Below are 14,899 nucleotides of genomic sequence, written 5' to 3'. Positions count from 1 at the left end.
CAGGACGACCGCGGCGCGTCGCCCGCGTCATGGCGCGCGCAGGGCGCCACACGCCTGAGTGCTCCTGAGTTGTGAACGGTTCACTCCGATCGCGCCTTGTGCAGTCTGTGACTTCTTGTCATACTTAACACGATTGAACACCGGGCACGGACGTGCCCCGACGAAGGAGTGCGAATGTCCGTGAACCCGACCGCTGCAGAGCTCATCGCCCGCAGCAACCGCCTCGGGAGCGACCCGAAGAACACCAACTACGCCGGCGGCAACACCTCGGCCAAGGGCACCGAGATCGACCCCGTCACGGGCGAGCCGGTCGAGCTCCTCTGGGTCAAGGGCTCCGGCGGCGACCTCGGCACGCTCAAGCCCGAGGGTCTCGCGGTCCTCCGCCTCGACCGCATGCGTGCCCTGCAGGACGTCTACCCCGGCCTCGACCGCGAGGACGAGATGGTCGCCGCCTTCGACTACACCCTGCACGGCAAGGGTGGCGCGGCCCCGTCGATCGACACCGCCATGCACGGCCTCGTCGACGCGGCCCACGTCGACCACCTGCACCCCGACTCCGGCATCGCCATCGCGACCGCCGCCGACGGCCCCGAACTCACCACGAAGATCTTCGGCGACAAGGTCGTGTGGGTCCCGTGGCGTCGCCCCGGGTTCCAGCTCGGCCTCGACATCGCCGCCATCAAGGCCGACAACCCTCAGGCGATCGGCACCATCCTCGGTGGGCACGGCATCACCGCCTGGGGCGACACCTCCGAGGAGGCCGAGGCGAACTCCCTCTGGATCATCGACACCGCGGCCGCCTACATCGACGCGAACTCCCGCCCCGAGCCCTTCGGTCCGGCGCTCGACGGCTACGCCGCCCTCCCCGAAGCCGAGCGTCGCGCGAAGGCGGCAGCGCTCGCCCCGACCATCCGCGGGCTCGCCTCCGCCGACCGCCCCGTCGTCGGCCACTTCACCGACAGCCCCGAGGTCCTCGACTTCCTGGCGTCGTCGGAGCACCCGCGCCTCACCGCGCTCGGCACGAGCTGCCCCGATCACTTCCTCCGCACCAAGGTGAAGCCGCTCACGGTCGACCTGCCCGCCACGGCGAGCGTCGAGGAGGTCATCGAGCGCCTCGGCACGCTGCACGAGGCGTACCGCGAGGACTACCAGGCCTACTACGACCGCCACGCCACGGCCGACAGCCCGGCCATCCGCGGCGCCGACCCGCTCATCGTCCTCGTCCCGGGCGTCGGCATGTTCAGCTTCGGCAAGGACAAGCAGACCGCCCGCGTCGCCGGCGAGTTCTACGTCAACGCCGTCAACGTCATGCGCGGGGCCGAGGGGCTCTCGACCTACGCGCCGATCGACGAGGCCGAGAAGTTCGCGATCGAGTACTGGGCACTCGAGGAGGCGAAGCTGCAGCGTCAGCCTGCGCCGAAGCCACTCGCGACCCGCATCGCGCTCGTCACCGGTGCCGCATCCGGCATCGGCAAGGCCATCGCCACGCGTCTCGTCGCGGAGGGCGCGGTCGTCGCGATCGCCGACCTCTCGCTGGAGAAGGCGCAGGCGGCGGCGGCCGAGCTCGGTGACACGGACGTCGCGATCGGCATCGCCGCCGACGTCTCGAACGAAGCCGCCGTCCGAGCCGCGATCGACGAGACGGTCCTCGCCTTCGGCGGGCTCGACCTCGTCGTCAACAACGCCGGCCTCTCGCTGTCGAAGTCGCTCCTCGAGACCACCGAGGCCGACTGGGACCTCCAGCACAACGTCATGGCGAAGGGCTCGTTCCTCGTCTCGAAGGCCGCCGCACGCGTGCTCATCGACCAGAAGCTCGGCGGCGACATCGTCTACATCTCGTCGAAGAACTCCGTGTTCGCGGGCCCGAACAACATCGCCTACTCCGCGACGAAGGCCGACCAGGCACACCAGGTCCGCCTCCTCGCCGCTGAGCTCGGCGAGTACGGTGTGAAGGTGAACGGCATCAACCCCGACGGCGTCGTCCGCGGCTCCGGCATCTTCGCCTCAGGCTGGGGTGCGAACCGTGCGAAGACGTACGGCATCGACGAGCAGGACCTCGGCAAGTTCTACGCGCAGCGCACCATCCTCAAGCGCGAGGTCGTCCCCGAGAACGTCGCGAACGCGGTCTTCGCGATCTGCACGAGCGACTTCAGCCACACGACCGGACTGCACATCCCCGTCGACGCGGGCGTGGCTGCAGCCTTCCTGCGATGAGCGCGGCAGGCCGGAGCGGCACCGTCGCAGCGGTCGACCTCGGGGCCACGAGCGGGCGGGTCATGCTCGGTCACGTCGGCCCCGGCGAGCTGCGCCTCGTACCGGTAGCGCGGTTCCCGAACACGCCCGTCCGCACACCCGACGGCCTGCACTGGAACATCCTCGAGTTGTACCGCTCGATCATCGCAGGGCTGTCGGGCGCGGCGAAGCAGGAGCCACACCTCGCGAGCATCGGCATCGACTCGTGGGCGGTCGACTACGGCCTCCTCCGGCAGGGGCGCCTCCTCGGCGCACCGTTCCACTACCGCGACGAACGGACGGCGGCGGGTGTCGAGGCGGTCCACGGAACGGTCCCCTTCGCCGACCTCTACCGCGCGAACGGTCTCCAGTTCCTGCCGTTCAACACCGTCTACCAGCTCGCGACCGAGCGCGACGCCGGCATGCTCGACGTCGCCGACACCGCGCTCCTGGTGCCCGACCTCATCGCGCACTGGCTGACCGGTGCCCGCGTCGCCGAGGCCACCAACGCGTCGACCACCGGCCTCGTCCGCGCCGGCGAACCGACCAGGTGGGACGCCGGACTCCTCGCCCGACTCGGCATCCCGGCGGCCGTCCTCCCGCCCATCGTCCAGCCGGGCGATCGCATCGGGACGCTCCTCGAAGCAGTCGCCGCCGAGGTCGGTCTGCCCTCGTCCACGCCCGTCACCGCCATCGGCTCACACGACACGGCCTCAGCGGTCGTCGCCGTCCCGATGACGACCCCGGATGCCGCCTACATCTCGTGCGGCACCTGGGGACTCGTCGGGGTCGAGCTCGAACGACCGGTCCTCACCGAGGCGAGTCGAGCGGCGAACTTCACGAACGAGGGCGGCGTCGACGGACGCACCCGCTTCCTGCACAACGTGATGGGACTCTGGCTCCTGAGCGAGTCGGTGCGCACCTGGGAGCGCGGTGGCGAGACGATCGACCTGCCCGGGCTCATCGCCCAGGCCGCCGCGGTCGACGCACCCGTCTCGGTGTTCGATGCGAACGACCCCCGGTTCCTCGCCCCCGGCGACCTGCCGTCGCGCATCGCCGAGTTCCTCACCGAGCACGGGCGGGCAGTACCGCAGTCCCGTGCCGAGTTCGTCCGGTGCATCATCGAGAGCCTGGCGCAGGCGTTCGCGGATGCGGTCCACACGGCCTCCGAGCTGTCCGGGGTCGAGGTGCGCGCGATCCACGTCGTCGGCGGCGGATCCCAGAACACGCTCCTGTGCCAGCTGACGGCCGACCGCGCGGGGATCCCGGTCATCGCCGGCCCGGTCGAGGCGACGGCGCTGGGGAACGTCCTCGTGCAGGCCAGGGCCGTGGGGATCATCGACGGCGACCTCGAGACCCTGCGCGCCCTCGTCGCCCGTTCCTTCGAGCCGACCCGCTACGAGCCGCGCAAGCCTGCCGGCTCCACGTCCGTCAGCCGGTAGCGTCGCAGCATGACCGCTTCTCCACTCATCGTCAGCCTGCCCGCCGACCTGCGCGAGGAGGTGCTGTCGCAGGGCCCCCTCCCCGAGGGCGTCGAGTTCGTCGAATGGGATCTGCGCGCCGAACCTCCGGTCGAGCACATCGACCTCGTCGTGCCCGTGTACCTCGGCTCGAACAAGCCGCTCGCGAACGTCGCCGCGGTGACGCCGAAGCTCGTCCAGGTGCAGTCGATCGGCTACGACGGCCTCGCGGACCTCCTCCCGACGGGCATCACCCTCGCCAACGCGGCGACCGTTCACGAGACCTCAACAGCTGAGCTCACGGTGGGGCTCATCCTCGCCTCGCAGCGGGGTATCCCGGACTTCGTGCGCGCCGAGCGGACGGGCGAGTGGCTGCAGAGCCAGCGCCCGAGCCTCGCCGACCGCCGCGTGCTCCTGATCGGGTACGGCGGGGTCGGTGCGGCCATCGAGGAGCGGCTGCTCCCGTTCGAGGTCGAGGTCACCCGGGTGGCGTCGAGCGCGCGGGAGGACGAGCGGGGGCCGATCCACGGCATCGACGAGCTGCCCGGACTCCTGCCGCACGCTGAGATCGTCATCGTCGTCGTGCCGCTCACCGACGGCACCCGCGGCTTGATCGGAGACGCCTTCCTGGCGGCACTGCCCGACGACGCCCTCGTCGTGAACGTCGCCCGCGGTCCCGTCGCCGACACCGACGCACTGGTGGAGCATGCGACGAGTGGGCGCATCCGCTTGGCGCTCGATGTGACGGACCCCGAACCGCTGCCCGCCGACCATCCGCTCTGGTCCCTGCCGAACGTGCTCGTCTCCCCGCACATCGGGGGCGCGACGAGCGCCATGCTGCCGCGGATGGCGCGCCTCCTCCGGCGACAGATCGAACACCTGTTGGCCGACGAGGAGCCGGAGAACATCGTCCTCCGCACCTGAGGCGGGCGCCGACGTTCGTCGGAGTCCCTTCTCGGAAAAATCTGCGGCGACAGCTCGCGTTGAATCGGTTCAAGAGGTAAGGTTTGTGGTCTGACCACACCGCAGCGTCGAAGGAGGATCGATGAACGCACCAGCGACAGCCGCGTCGGCAGTGGCACCGGCGGCACCGCCCGCGGCCACAGCGGCGGAGCCCCGGGCTTGGGAAGTCGTGCTCGCCCGCATCGAGTCCGACCTCCTCAGCGGCGTCCTCACCCCCGGCGACCGCCTGCCCGGCGAACGACAGCTCGCGATCGACCTCGGCGTCGGTCGATCCAGTGTCCGCGAGGCGATCCGCGTCCTCGAGGTCCTGGGGCTCATCCGCACCCATACGGGATCCGGCCCGACCGCCGGCGCGATCATCGTCGCCACGCCGTCCGGTGGCATGGCCACCCTCATGCGGCTCCAGGTCGCCGCGCAGGGCTTCGCCGTCCAGGACGTGGTCGACACCAGGCTCGTGATCGAGACCGCGGTCGTCCACAGTCTCGCATCGCGTGCCGAGGCCGCTGTGCCAGACCTCGCGCACCCCGAGTCCCTGCTCGACGCGATGGACCAGCCCACCCTCACAGAGGCCGAGTTCCTCGCCCTCGACGCGCAGTTCCACCTGTCGCTCGCCGAGGCGGAGGGCAACCAGGTCCTCGTCGCCACGATGTCGGGCCTCCGCGACTCCATCGAGCGCTACGTCCTGGCCGGCGTCCCCCAACTGGCTTCGTGGTCGGCCACCGCCGACCGCCTGCGCGCCGAGCACCGGGGCATCGTGGAGGCGATCCGTCAGGCCGACGCCGAGCTGGCCCGCCAGTCCGTCCGCTCCCACATCACCAACTACTACCAGGCTCGCGAACTGTCACAAGACGACAGTCCGCACCCCTCGACACCCACCTCAAGCGACAGTTCGCGGAAAGAAGAGACAGACCATGGTTGAACGCCGCATCCCCAAGCCCCACGACCTCCTGCCGCTCATGCAGTTCAAGAAGCCGGAGTTCAACGCCCGGAAGCGACGCCTGGCGGCCGCCACCACCATCAGCGATCTGCGGGCGATCGCGAAGAAGGTCACGCCGACGGCGCCCTTCGACTACACCGACGGCGCCGCCGAGGGCGAGATCTCGCTGGCGCGGGCACGGCAGGCGTTCCAGGACATCGAGTTCCACCCGGCCGTCCTCGAGAACGTCGCGAACGTCGACACCGGCTGGGACGTCCTCGGCGAGCGCGTCGCGTTCCCCTTCGGCATCGCTCCCACCGGCTTCACCCGCATGATGCAGACCGAGGGCGAGCGCGCGGGAGCCTCCGCCGCAGCGGCCGCCGGCATCCCCTTCACCCTGTCGACCATGGGCACGACCTCGATCGAGGACGTCACGGCGGCGGCACCCGGTGGCCGCAATTGGTTCCAGCTCTACATGTGGAGCGAGCGCGAACGGTCGATGGCGCTCGTCGACCGCGCGGCAGCGGCCGGCTACGACACCCTCGTCGTGACGGTCGACACCCCCGTCGGCGGCGCCCGCCTGCGCGACGTCCGCAACGGCATGACGATCCCGCCGTCGCTCACCCCGAAGACCATCGTCGACGCGCTCCCCCGCCCGGCATGGTGGATCAACTTCCTCACCACGGAGCCGTTGGCCTTCGCGAGCCTCGACCGCTGGTCGGGAACCGTCGCGGCGCTCATCGACACGATGTTCGACCCGACCGTCGGTCCTGACGAGGTCAAGTACATCCGCGAGCAGTGGAAGGGCAAGCTCATCGTCAAGGGCGTCCAGTCGGTCGCCGATGCGAAGCTCGCCGTCGACCTCGGTGCGGACGCCGTCCAGCTCTCCAACCACGGCGGCCGTCAGCTCGACCGCGCACCGATCCCGTTCCACCTCCTGCCGAGCGTCGTCCGCGAGGTGGGCAAGGACGCCGAGGTGCACCTCGACACCGGCATTATGAACGGCGCCGACATCGTGGCGTCCGTAGCCCTCGGTGCGCGCTTCACCTTCATCGGCCGTGCCTACCTGTACGGACTCATGGCCGGTGGGCGCGAGGGCGTCGACCGCGCGATCCAGATCCTCTCGGGCGAGATCGTGCGCACGATGAAGCTCCTCGGTGTCGCGTCGCTGGAGGAGCTGCAGCCGCACCACGTGACCCAGCTGTCGCGGTTCACGACGCTGCAGCCGATGCCGGAACAGTCGTCACTGAGCGCCGGTCGTCCGGCAGCGGCGAAGCCCGCGGCACCGGCGGCTCGGAAGGCTCCGGCCCGGAAGCCGGCGGCCGCGAAGGCCTGATCGTCCGGCCGGACCCGGTCACCGCCGCACTCCACGGGTTGTCCCCGATGCCCTCCGTCGCTCCTTCGGGAACCATGGAACCGTCCCGACGGTCGCAGCACCTGCACCGTCGGGCCGGTGTTCGACGATCTGGAGGCGACGGTGGCACAGCTCCTCGTGATCGGTGGGAGCGGCCGCACCGGGCGGCTCATCATCGGCGAGGCTCTCCGCCGCGGCCACTCGGTCACCGCCCTCGTCCGCGACCCCGCTGCCGTCGTCCCCGGCGACCGCCTGACGATCGTCCAGGGGTCTCCCCTGCGGACTGAGGACGTCGAGGAGGCCATGCGTGGCGCGCAGGCCGTGATCATCGCGCTCAGCAACATCGGCTCGTCCGACTGGCCGTGGGCCCGCCAGGTGAGCCCTCCCGATCTCATCTCGAACGCCGTGCGGGTCGTGACGGACGTGATGCGCTCGCGCGGCCTGCGTCGAGTCGTCCTCCTCTCCGCGCTCGGTGCCGGCGAGTCGGTCCAGAGCGTCCCCGCCGGCCTCCGCTGGGCGACGCACTTCCTCCGACTCGGCACCGTCTACGCCGATCACGAGCAGGCGGACGCGTTCCTCCGTCGCTCGGAGCTCGACTGGACCATCGTGTATCCGACCGTGCTCTCCGCCAGCGACGCCCGACGCCCGGTCGTGTCGTCACCGCCGGGAAGCTGGCCGAGCTCGCTCCGGATCCCTCGCTGCGACGTCGCCGCGTTCCTCGTCGACGCGGTCGACGACGAGGACCTCATCGGCTCGGCACCGGTCATCTCCTCGGGTCCGCGCCGCAGCTGACGGGGCGCCCGCCGAGACGGGCGCCACTGCGGCTCAGGAGCCGGCGGCCGCCCGCGATGCTGCAGGACGACGCCCGGTGATGCGGTCCGTCAGTTCGCAGACACCCCACCAGGTGACGCGGAGCATGGCTTCGACGACGATCCCGCTCGTCATCTTGGAGGCCCCGAGCGTCCGCTCGGTGAAGGTGATCGGCACCTCGACGATCCGCAGACCGGCGCGATTCGCATGCCAGAGCATGTCGACCTGGAAGCCGTAGCCGTGGCTGTGGACCTCGTCGAGCTGCAGCCGACGCAGTGCGTCAGCACTGAACACGCGGTAGCCGCCGGTCACGTCGCGGGCGGGGAGCCGGAGCGCGAACCGGGCGTAGGCACTGCCGACCCGCGAGATGGCCTCACGATGCTTGGGCCAGTTGACGACGGTGCCGCCCGGGACCCAGCGCGACCCGAGGACGACGTCCGCCTCCGCGGTGGCCGCGAGGAGCGCCGGCAACTGCTCGGGGGCGTGGGATCCGTCGGCGTCCATCTCGACCACGTTGCCGAATCCGCGCCCGAGTGCCCAGGCGAAGCCGGCCTTGTAGGCGGCGCCGAGCCCTTCCTTCCCGGTGCGGTGCAGCACGTGTACCGCATCGTCCTCGGCGGCGAGCCGGTCGGCGATCGCTCCGGTGCCGTCGGGTGAGTTGTCGTCGACCACGAGCACCTCGACGGATGGTGCAGCGACGCGGACGCGCGCGACGATCCTCTCCAGGTTCTCGCGTTCGTTGTAGGTGGGAATGATGACCACCGTGGAATCCATGTGCCGTCCTCGTGTCTGCTCAGCCAGCGTAGCGCGCTGAACAGGACCGTATCGGCGGCCTCCGACCGGACGGCCGGACGCTCAGGGAACGGTCGGCGAACGTCCGGCTGGGGGTCAGTTGTTGCTGGCGAAGTGCGCCGGGATGAAGATGGCGAGCGCGATCATGAGGATGCCGCCCATGAACCAGACGGCCTGCAGGACGTCCGTACGGAACGCCTCGCCGAACGCCCACATCCCGCCGCCGAACAGGGCGAAGGCGATCACGACCCAGAACCCCGTCGCATCGCTCAGGGTGCCGGAGCGCCCTGCGTTCGCGCGTTCGTGGTCACGTCGTTCTCCGGCGTCCATGGGTGCCCTTCCTCAGGTTCAAGCGGTCAGTGCAGGTATACGCCGCCCCACTGGCACCCGCAACCCCTCGACACCGACCAGGGTGCCTGAGACCGGGCCGCTCCGGTCCGGTCCCTGAGCTCGTCGAAGGGTTACCCACGCAGCTCGAGCGTGCAACACTTCACGCCACCGCCACCGAGGAGCAGCTCGGACAGGTCGACACCGATCGGCGTGTACCCGCGCTCGCGCAGTTGACGCTCGAACCCGACGGCCCTGGCGGCGATGACGACCTCGCGACCGTTCGAGATCGAGTTGAGGCCGAGGACCGCAGCATCCTCGGTGCTCACGTGGATCGCGTCGGGGTAGCGCTGCTCGAGGATGCGGTTGCTCGCCTCGTCGAACGCGGTCGGCAGGTAGGCGATGTTCGCGGGTGAGCCGTCGGCGGGAGCCACCGGGTCGAGCACGGCGATCGCGGTGTCGAGGTGGTAGAAACTCGGGTTCACGAGGTTGAGGGTCACGACCTCGCGGTCGAAGATCCGACGCACCTCGTCGTGGCTGCGGGGATCGGTGCGGAACCCGGTCCCGGCGAGGATGGTGTCGCCGACGAGCATGATGTCGCCCTCACCCTCGTTCACGAACTCCGGCCGCTCGACGCGGAAGCCGTTCGCCTCGAACCAGTCCATGTAGGCCGCCCCCTCGGGGATGCGCTCCTCGTAGGTGAACTTCGCCCCGTAGGCGATGCCGTCGAGCGTGAAGCCGCCGTTCGCCGCGAACACCATGTCGGGGAGGCCGTCGATCGGATCGATGAGGTCGATCCGGTGGCCGAGATCGAGGTAGGCCTGGTGCAGCTGCTCCCACTGCGACACCGCGAGCGAGGTGTCGGTCGGGTCGTCCGGGTTCATCCAGGGGTTGATCCGGTAGCTGACGGTGAAGCGGTCCGGCCGGCACATGAGGTACCGGCGACGGTTCGCGACGCGGGTGCCGGTCGCGGCGTCCTGCGTGGCGGGGGTGGGGTGATTGAGCGTCGACGACACGTCGGCCTCCAAACGAGCGAGGGTCGGCGGACGAGGTCCAGGGGCCCGGGGGCACGCCACATTCATCATCGCATGCGATTCGCAGCGTTTTCACGGAGTTTGGCGCAGGAATGCTGCGAAGTGGCAGTTTTTCACGCAATGATTGCGCTTACACTGAGTCTCATGGACAACCTCGACCGCGGCATCATCGACCTGCTCCGACAGAACTCACGCGCCGGCTACGGCGACATCGGCACGGTCGTGGGCTTGTCGGCCTCAGCGGTGAAGCGACGCGTCGACCGCCTCGTCGCCGACGGAGTCATCCAGTCGTTCACGATCCAGGTCGACCCCACGGTCGACGGCATGCAGACAGAAGCCTACGTCGAACTCTTCTGCCGCGGCACCGTGTCCCCCAACGAGCTGCTGCGGATCCTCTCGGGCGTCCCGGAGGTCGTCGACGCCGGCACCGTCACCGGCAGTGCCGACGCCATCGTGCACATGCGGGCCCGCAACATCCCCGCCCTCGAGGACGCCCTGGAGAAGGTGCGGATCGCCCCCAACGTCGACCACACCCGCAGCGCGATCGTCCTCACCCGCCTCATCCACCGCCACATCGACTGACCCCTCCCCCGGCCCGCGAACTGTCACCAACGCACAGTGCGGCGCGTCCGAAGTCGCCATTCGTGACAGTTCGCGGGCAAGATGGGCGGATGGAGTGGACGATTCAGGCCGGGACCAGCGTGTTCGAGCAGCTGCGGATGCAGGTGGTCGAGGCCGTCCGTGACGGACGACTGGCGACCGGGGCGAAACTCCCGACGGTGCGCGGGCTGGCGGACGAGCTGGGGATCGCGCCGAACACCGTCGCGAAGGCGTACCGGCTCCTCGAGACCGACGGGGTCATCGAGACCAGGGGGCGTGCGGGGACATTCGTGTCTGCACACGGCGACGCGATCGACCGGCAGGCGCAGCTGGCAGCGGCGGCGTACGCGGACCGCATCCGGGACCTCGGCGTCTCGCCGGAGGACGCCGTCGCCCTCGTGGAGGCCGCGCTCCGCGCCTGACGTCGCCTCGCCCTTCGACAAGCTCAGGGACCGGGGAAAGGACTCCGAGACCGGGGAGAGGACTCCGAGACCGTGGCCAGGCTCAGATGACGCCCTGGGACCAGGGGTCGGGGTTGCCGAAGCGGTGCGCCGTGATCGAGATCGCCTGTTCGCGCAGGAACGGCAGCAGCTCCACCCGTCCGGCCTGCGTGACCGGCCCTCCCCAGATCGCGATCTCGGGGTCGCCGCCGAGCGCCTCTGCGAGTCGCTTCGTGAGCGGCTCAGGCTCGGAGGCCTCCGTTCCGGGTTCCGCTTCCGCGACCGTCTCGGGACGCGGACCGACGATCCGTACCCGGGTCGCGACCGGCGGCTCCTGGCCCAGCTCGCCCGTGTCGATCGACCCGCGGGCCGCCATCCGGGTCAGCCACTGCTCGTCGGTCTCGAGCGAGACGGGGATGCTCAGCTCCGACAGCCAGTCACGGACCTCGCGCGGCAACCGCCCACCGAGACTGACGGTGAACCGTGACCGCGACCGCACCGCGGCGATGAGCACCCGCAGCGCATCGCCCAGATCGGCCCCGGACGCCACCCGCACCGCGACCGGGGCCGGCCGGTATCGCAGGAGATTCCGTTCCACGCCGAGCTGCGAGACGTCCTTGACCTCGCCGAACTCGTTCCCCCACGCGATCGCGTCACTGAGCGCCGAGCGCCGCAGCACGTCGAAGGCTTCGTAGGTGAGCGACGGCTGGGCCGCCTCGATGAGCTTCACGATGCGGGTGTCGAGCCCACGGAGGTGCAGGCTGCGGCTCGCCGAGCCCGGATCCGGTCGCCACTCGCCGAGCCCGAACAGGTAGTTGGGGCCGCCGGCCTTCGTGCCGGTCCCGACCGACGAGCGCTTCCACCCGCCGAAGGGCTGGCGCTGGACGATCGCGCCGGTGATGCCTCGGTTGACGTAGAGGTTTCCTGCTTCGACGGTGTCGAGCCATTCTCCGAGATCGACCGGGTCGAGGGTGTGCAGGCCGGCCGTCAATCCATAGGGCGTCGCGTTCTGCAGGGCGATCGCCTCGGTGAGGTTCGCGGCCTGCATGACACCGAGGACCGGTCCGAAGTACTCGGTGAGGTGGAAGGGCGAGCCCGGCTGGACACCGGTACGGACCCCCGGCGACCAGAGGCGCTCGCTCGGCTGGCCGAAGTTGACCGAGGAGTCGTCGAGCAGCTTCGGCTCGACGAGCCACTTCTCGCCGAGGCGCAGCTCGGTCAGCCCGGCGAGGAGCTTCTCCCCCGCCGGCTCGACGATCGGCCCCATCTGCGTCCGCGCATCGGACGGCCAGCCGACCCGGAGCGAGCGGACGGCGTCCTCGAGCTGCCGCAGGAAGCGGTCGGATCGTGCCACCGAGCCGACGAGGATCACGAGCGACGCGGCGGAGCACTTCTGCCCGGCGTGCCCGAAGGCGCTCGTCACGATGTCGGCGACGGCGAGGTCGAGATCGGCGCTCGGCGTGACGATGATCGCGTTCTTGCCGCTCGTCTCCGCGAGCAGCGGCAGGTCGGCGCGCCACCCGCGGAACAGCTGCGCCGTCTCGAAGGAGCCGGTCAGGATCACCCGGTCGACGGCGGGGTGGGAGACGAGCCGACGACCGAGGTCGCCCTCCGCCACATCGGCGAGCACGAGAAGGTCGCGCGGCACCCCGGCGTCCCAGAGCGCCTCGACGACCACGGCTGCGCACCGCTTCGCCTGTGGAGCGGGCTTGATGATCACACCGCTGCCGGCGGCGAGCGCCGCGAGGACGCCTCCGGCCGGGATCGCGACGGGGAAGTTCCAGGGCGGTGTCACGACCGTGAGCGCGGAGGGGACGAAGCTCGCGCCGTGCACGCTCTCGAGCAGGGGCGCGTTGGCCGCGTAGTAGTGCGCGAAGTCGACGGCCTCGCTCACCTCGGGATCGGCCTCGGCGATCGTCTTGCCGGTCTCGCTCGCCATGACCTCGATGAGGTCCGCCCGACGGGCGGCGAGGACCCGAGCTGCAGCGTGCAGGACGGCGGCCCGTTCGGTGACGGGGCGCGCCCCCCATCGCTCACCGGCGGCGCGGACCATCGTGATCGTGCGTTCGAGGACGCGAGGGTCGTCGATGGCCGCGGCCGCGACGGCTACACCACCGAGGGTCGACTGCGGGACGCGCGCCAGGATCGACGCACCCCACGCCCGGTTCGCCGCGAGCGAAGGATCGGTGTCGGCGGTGTTCTCGAAGCCGGGCGCACCGTCGACGACACCACCACGCTCCGAACGTGAGAAGACCGCCGTCTCGACGTACGCGGAGGACGGGTCGGCGTGGAAGCGGTCTTCGCCGCCACTCGATCCGCGTTCCAGCCCGAGGACCTGCTGCGTGAGTCCGGCGTCCGGCGCCTGCGCGGGATCGCGGAAGCGGTCGTCGCCGTCGTTGTCGTGCAGCGACGTCTCCGGGGCTTCCGCGGCGCGGTCCTGCGTCCGGTTGGGGGTCGGCACCTGCCCGGCGGTCTCGCCGAGGGCGTCGACCGAGGCGAGGAACCGACGTCGCTCGCGCGCGAACAGGGTCGGCTTCTCGGCGAGCTCGAACAGCGCCGACATGAAGTTCTCCTCGCTGGCGTTCTCCTCCAGACGGCGGACGAGGTAGGAGATCGCGACGTCGAACTCCTTCGGGTTCACGACGGGCGTGTACAGCAGCACCGTCCCGACGTCCCGCTTGATGGCCTCGACCTGACCGGTCGCCATCCCCAGCAGCATCTCGAAGTCCACACGCTCACGCACACCGCGGTCGCCCGCGAGGAGCCACGCGTAGGCGATGTCGAAGAGGTTGTGCCCGGCGACCCCGACCCGTACGACGTCCGTGTGCGCCGGTGTGAGCGCCCAGTCGAGCACGCGCTTGTAGTTGGTGTCGGTCTCGCGCTTCGACGCCGTCGTCGCGAGCGGCCAGCCGTGGATCGCCGCGTCGACCCGCTCCATCGCGAGGTTCGCGCCCTTCACGAGTCGTACCTTGATCGGCGCGCCACCGGCTGCCATGCGCTGCTTCGACCAGGCGGTGAGCTGCATCATCGCCTCGAGCGCGTCGGGCAGGTAGGCCTGGATGACGATACCGGCGTGGTACTGCAACAGCTGCGGCTGGTCGAGGAGTCGGGTGAAGACCGCGATGGTGAGGTCGAGGTCGCGGTACTCCTCCATGTCGAGGTTGATGAAGGTGCCGGTCGCGAGCCCCTCCTCGTACAGCGGCACGAGGCGACGGACGATGCGGTCGACGACCTGCTCGAACGACCACATGGAGAGTTGGCTGGCGATCGACGAGACCTTGATGGACACGTAGTCGACGTCGGGGCGCTGCAGGAGCTCGCGGGTGCCGGCGAGCCGTTTGGCAGCCTCGCCCTCACCGAGGACGGCCTCCCCGAGGAGGTTCAGGTTGAGCCGTGAGCCGTCGGCGCGCAGCTTCGCGATCGCGTTGCCGAGCTCACGAGGACGGCTGTCGACGATGAGGTGCCCGACCATGCCCCGAAGGACGCGGCGTGCGGCAGGGACGACGACCCAGGGCAGGACCGGACCGACCAGACCACCCGTGCGGACGGCGGCCTGCTCGTACCAGGGCAGGAACCGCGGCGTCCGGCCAGCGAGGGCGGCGAGGGCGTTCCCGGCGACGAGCGGGTCCTCCGGGCGCATGACGCCGTCGACGAACCCGACGGTGAATTCGAGACCGTTGGGATCGCGCAGCACGCCGGCGAGCCGCTCGGCGGCGGGATCCGTCGGAGCTTCCGCCCCTTCGTCGACCCATTTCGACGCGAGGGCGACCGCACGATCCGCGAGTCCGACCGGTTCGGTGGGACCCTCGTTCGCAACGTTCGCCATGCTGCTCAGCCTATGCTCCGATCCGCCGATCCCAGCTGAGGCTCGCGAGTACACGCCTGGCGGCTGGGCGCCCCGCCCGGTCACCGCCCTTCGACAAGCTCAGGGACCGGCGCACCCCGTCGCTGAGCAGTCTCCCCCGGTCGCT

General features: G+C 70.3%; 12 protein-coding genes. 8 read left to right on the top strand and 4 right to left on the bottom strand.

The annotated features are described in order from the left end of the window. Positions 1-174 precede the first annotated feature (174 nt). The 6 genes from QRN19_RS17020 to QRN19_RS16995 all read left to right on the top strand — a co-directional run bounded on the left by QRN19_RS17020 (position 175) and on the right by QRN19_RS16995 (position 7,717). Positions 175-2,214 (top strand): bifunctional aldolase/short-chain dehydrogenase, encoded by a 2,040-nt coding sequence (locus QRN19_RS17020; RefSeq protein WP_285028363.1) that lies wholly within the window; start codon positions 175-177, stop codon positions 2,212-2,214. After that, positions 2,211-3,674 carry a rhamnulokinase gene (locus QRN19_RS17015; protein ID WP_285028362.1) on the top strand — a complete coding sequence of 488 codons (1,464 nt, stop codon included), beginning with the start codon at positions 2,211-2,213 and terminating at the stop codon, positions 3,672-3,674. Before QRN19_RS17020 ends, QRN19_RS17015 begins: the two co-directional genes overlap by 4 nt. A gap of 9 nt (positions 3,675-3,683) precedes the next feature. Further along, positions 3,684-4,616, top strand: coding sequence for a 2-hydroxyacid dehydrogenase (locus tag QRN19_RS17010; RefSeq protein WP_285028361.1), 933 nt, complete (start codon positions 3,684-3,686; stop codon positions 4,614-4,616). Positions 4,617-4,737: 121 nt separating this feature from the next. Next, positions 4,738-5,574, top strand: a complete 837-nt coding sequence (locus tag QRN19_RS17005) for a FadR/GntR family transcriptional regulator (RefSeq protein WP_285028360.1) — start codon at positions 4,738-4,740, stop codon at positions 5,572-5,574. Then, the gene (locus QRN19_RS17000) at positions 5,567-6,907 is read left to right on the top strand and encodes an alpha-hydroxy acid oxidase (RefSeq protein ID WP_285028359.1); all 1,341 of its coding nucleotides are present in this window, start codon (positions 5,567-5,569) and stop codon (positions 6,905-6,907) included. Before QRN19_RS17005 ends, QRN19_RS17000 begins: the two co-directional genes overlap by 8 nt. A 117-nt stretch (positions 6,908-7,024) precedes the next feature. Then, positions 7,025-7,717 carry an NAD(P)-dependent oxidoreductase gene (locus tag QRN19_RS16995; protein WP_285028358.1) on the top strand — a complete coding sequence of 231 codons (693 nt, stop codon included), beginning with the start codon at positions 7,025-7,027 and terminating at the stop codon, positions 7,715-7,717. Positions 7,718-7,750: 33 nt separating this feature from the next. On the opposite strand, the gene QRN19_RS16990 is transcribed toward QRN19_RS16995, so the two are convergent. From QRN19_RS16990 to ddaH, 3 genes are all read right to left on the bottom strand, one after another. Beyond that, positions 7,751-8,509, bottom strand: coding sequence for a polyprenol monophosphomannose synthase (locus tag QRN19_RS16990; protein WP_285028357.1), 759 nt, complete (start codon positions 8,507-8,509; stop codon positions 7,751-7,753). Between the two features lie 114 nt (positions 8,510-8,623). Beyond that, complete coding sequence (locus QRN19_RS16985; RefSeq protein ID WP_285028355.1) at positions 8,624-8,857, bottom strand: hypothetical protein; 234 nt, start codon at positions 8,855-8,857, stop codon at positions 8,624-8,626. A gap of 131 nt (positions 8,858-8,988) precedes the next feature. After that, on the bottom strand, positions 8,989-9,870 hold the full coding sequence (ddaH, locus tag QRN19_RS16980) for a dimethylargininase (protein ID WP_350224044.1): 882 nt from the start codon (positions 9,868-9,870) through the stop codon (positions 8,989-8,991). Positions 9,871-10,032: 162 nt separating this feature from the next. Here ddaH and QRN19_RS16975 point away from each other — a divergent pair, with 162 nt between their 5' ends. After that, complete coding sequence (locus tag QRN19_RS16975; protein ID WP_079706386.1) at positions 10,033-10,470, top strand: Lrp/AsnC family transcriptional regulator; 438 nt, start codon at positions 10,033-10,035, stop codon at positions 10,468-10,470. A gap of 89 nt (positions 10,471-10,559) precedes the next feature. Further along, positions 10,560-10,910: a GntR family transcriptional regulator gene (locus QRN19_RS16970; protein ID WP_285028354.1), complete on the top strand. Its 351-nt coding sequence runs from the start codon at positions 10,560-10,562 to the stop codon at positions 10,908-10,910. A gap of 82 nt (positions 10,911-10,992) precedes the next feature. Here the strand turns inward: QRN19_RS16970 and QRN19_RS16965 are convergent, their stop codons facing one another. Further along, positions 10,993-14,754 carry a proline dehydrogenase family protein gene (locus tag QRN19_RS16965; protein WP_285028353.1) on the bottom strand — a complete coding sequence of 1,254 codons (3,762 nt, stop codon included), beginning with the start codon at positions 14,752-14,754 and terminating at the stop codon, positions 10,993-10,995. Positions 14,755-14,899 lie beyond the last annotated feature (145 nt).

Source organism: Plantibacter sp. ME-Dv--P-122b (assembly GCF_030209375.1).
Taxonomy (GTDB): domain Bacteria; phylum Actinomycetota; class Actinomycetes; order Actinomycetales; family Microbacteriaceae; genus Plantibacter.
The sequence above is the reverse complement of the archived record's forward strand: the minus strand, read 5'-3'. Positions and strand labels throughout refer to the sequence as shown.

What these genes read in the sequence shown, in the direction of transcription:
- QRN19_RS17015 (WP_285028362.1), top strand. Translation starts at nt 2,211, where the DNA reads ATGAGCGCGGCAGGCCGGAGCGGCACCGTCGCAGCGGTCGACCTCGGG.
- QRN19_RS17000 (WP_285028359.1), top strand. Translation starts at nt 5,567, where the DNA reads ATGGTTGAACGCCGCATCCCCAAGCCCCACGACCTCCTGCCGCTCATG.
- QRN19_RS17005 (WP_285028360.1), top strand. Translation starts at nt 4,738, where the DNA reads ATGAACGCACCAGCGACAGCCGCGTCGGCAGTGGCACCGGCGGCACCG.
- QRN19_RS16990 (WP_285028357.1), bottom strand. Translation starts at nt 8,509, where the DNA reads ATGGATTCCACGGTGGTCATCATTCCCACCTACAACGAACGCGAGAAC.
- QRN19_RS16970 (WP_285028354.1), top strand. Translation starts at nt 10,560, where the DNA reads ATGGAGTGGACGATTCAGGCCGGGACCAGCGTGTTCGAGCAGCTGCGG.
- QRN19_RS17020 (WP_285028363.1), top strand. Translation starts at nt 175, where the DNA reads ATGTCCGTGAACCCGACCGCTGCAGAGCTCATCGCCCGCAGCAACCGC.
- QRN19_RS17010 (WP_285028361.1), top strand. Translation starts at nt 3,684, where the DNA reads ATGACCGCTTCTCCACTCATCGTCAGCCTGCCCGCCGACCTGCGCGAG.
- QRN19_RS16965 (WP_285028353.1), bottom strand. Translation starts at nt 14,754, where the DNA reads ATGGCGAACGTTGCGAACGAGGGTCCCACCGAACCGGTCGGACTCGCG.
- QRN19_RS16975 (WP_079706386.1), top strand. Translation starts at nt 10,033, where the DNA reads ATGGACAACCTCGACCGCGGCATCATCGACCTGCTCCGACAGAACTCA.
- QRN19_RS16985 (WP_285028355.1), bottom strand. Translation starts at nt 8,857, where the DNA reads ATGGACGCCGGAGAACGACGTGACCACGAACGCGCGAACGCAGGGCGC.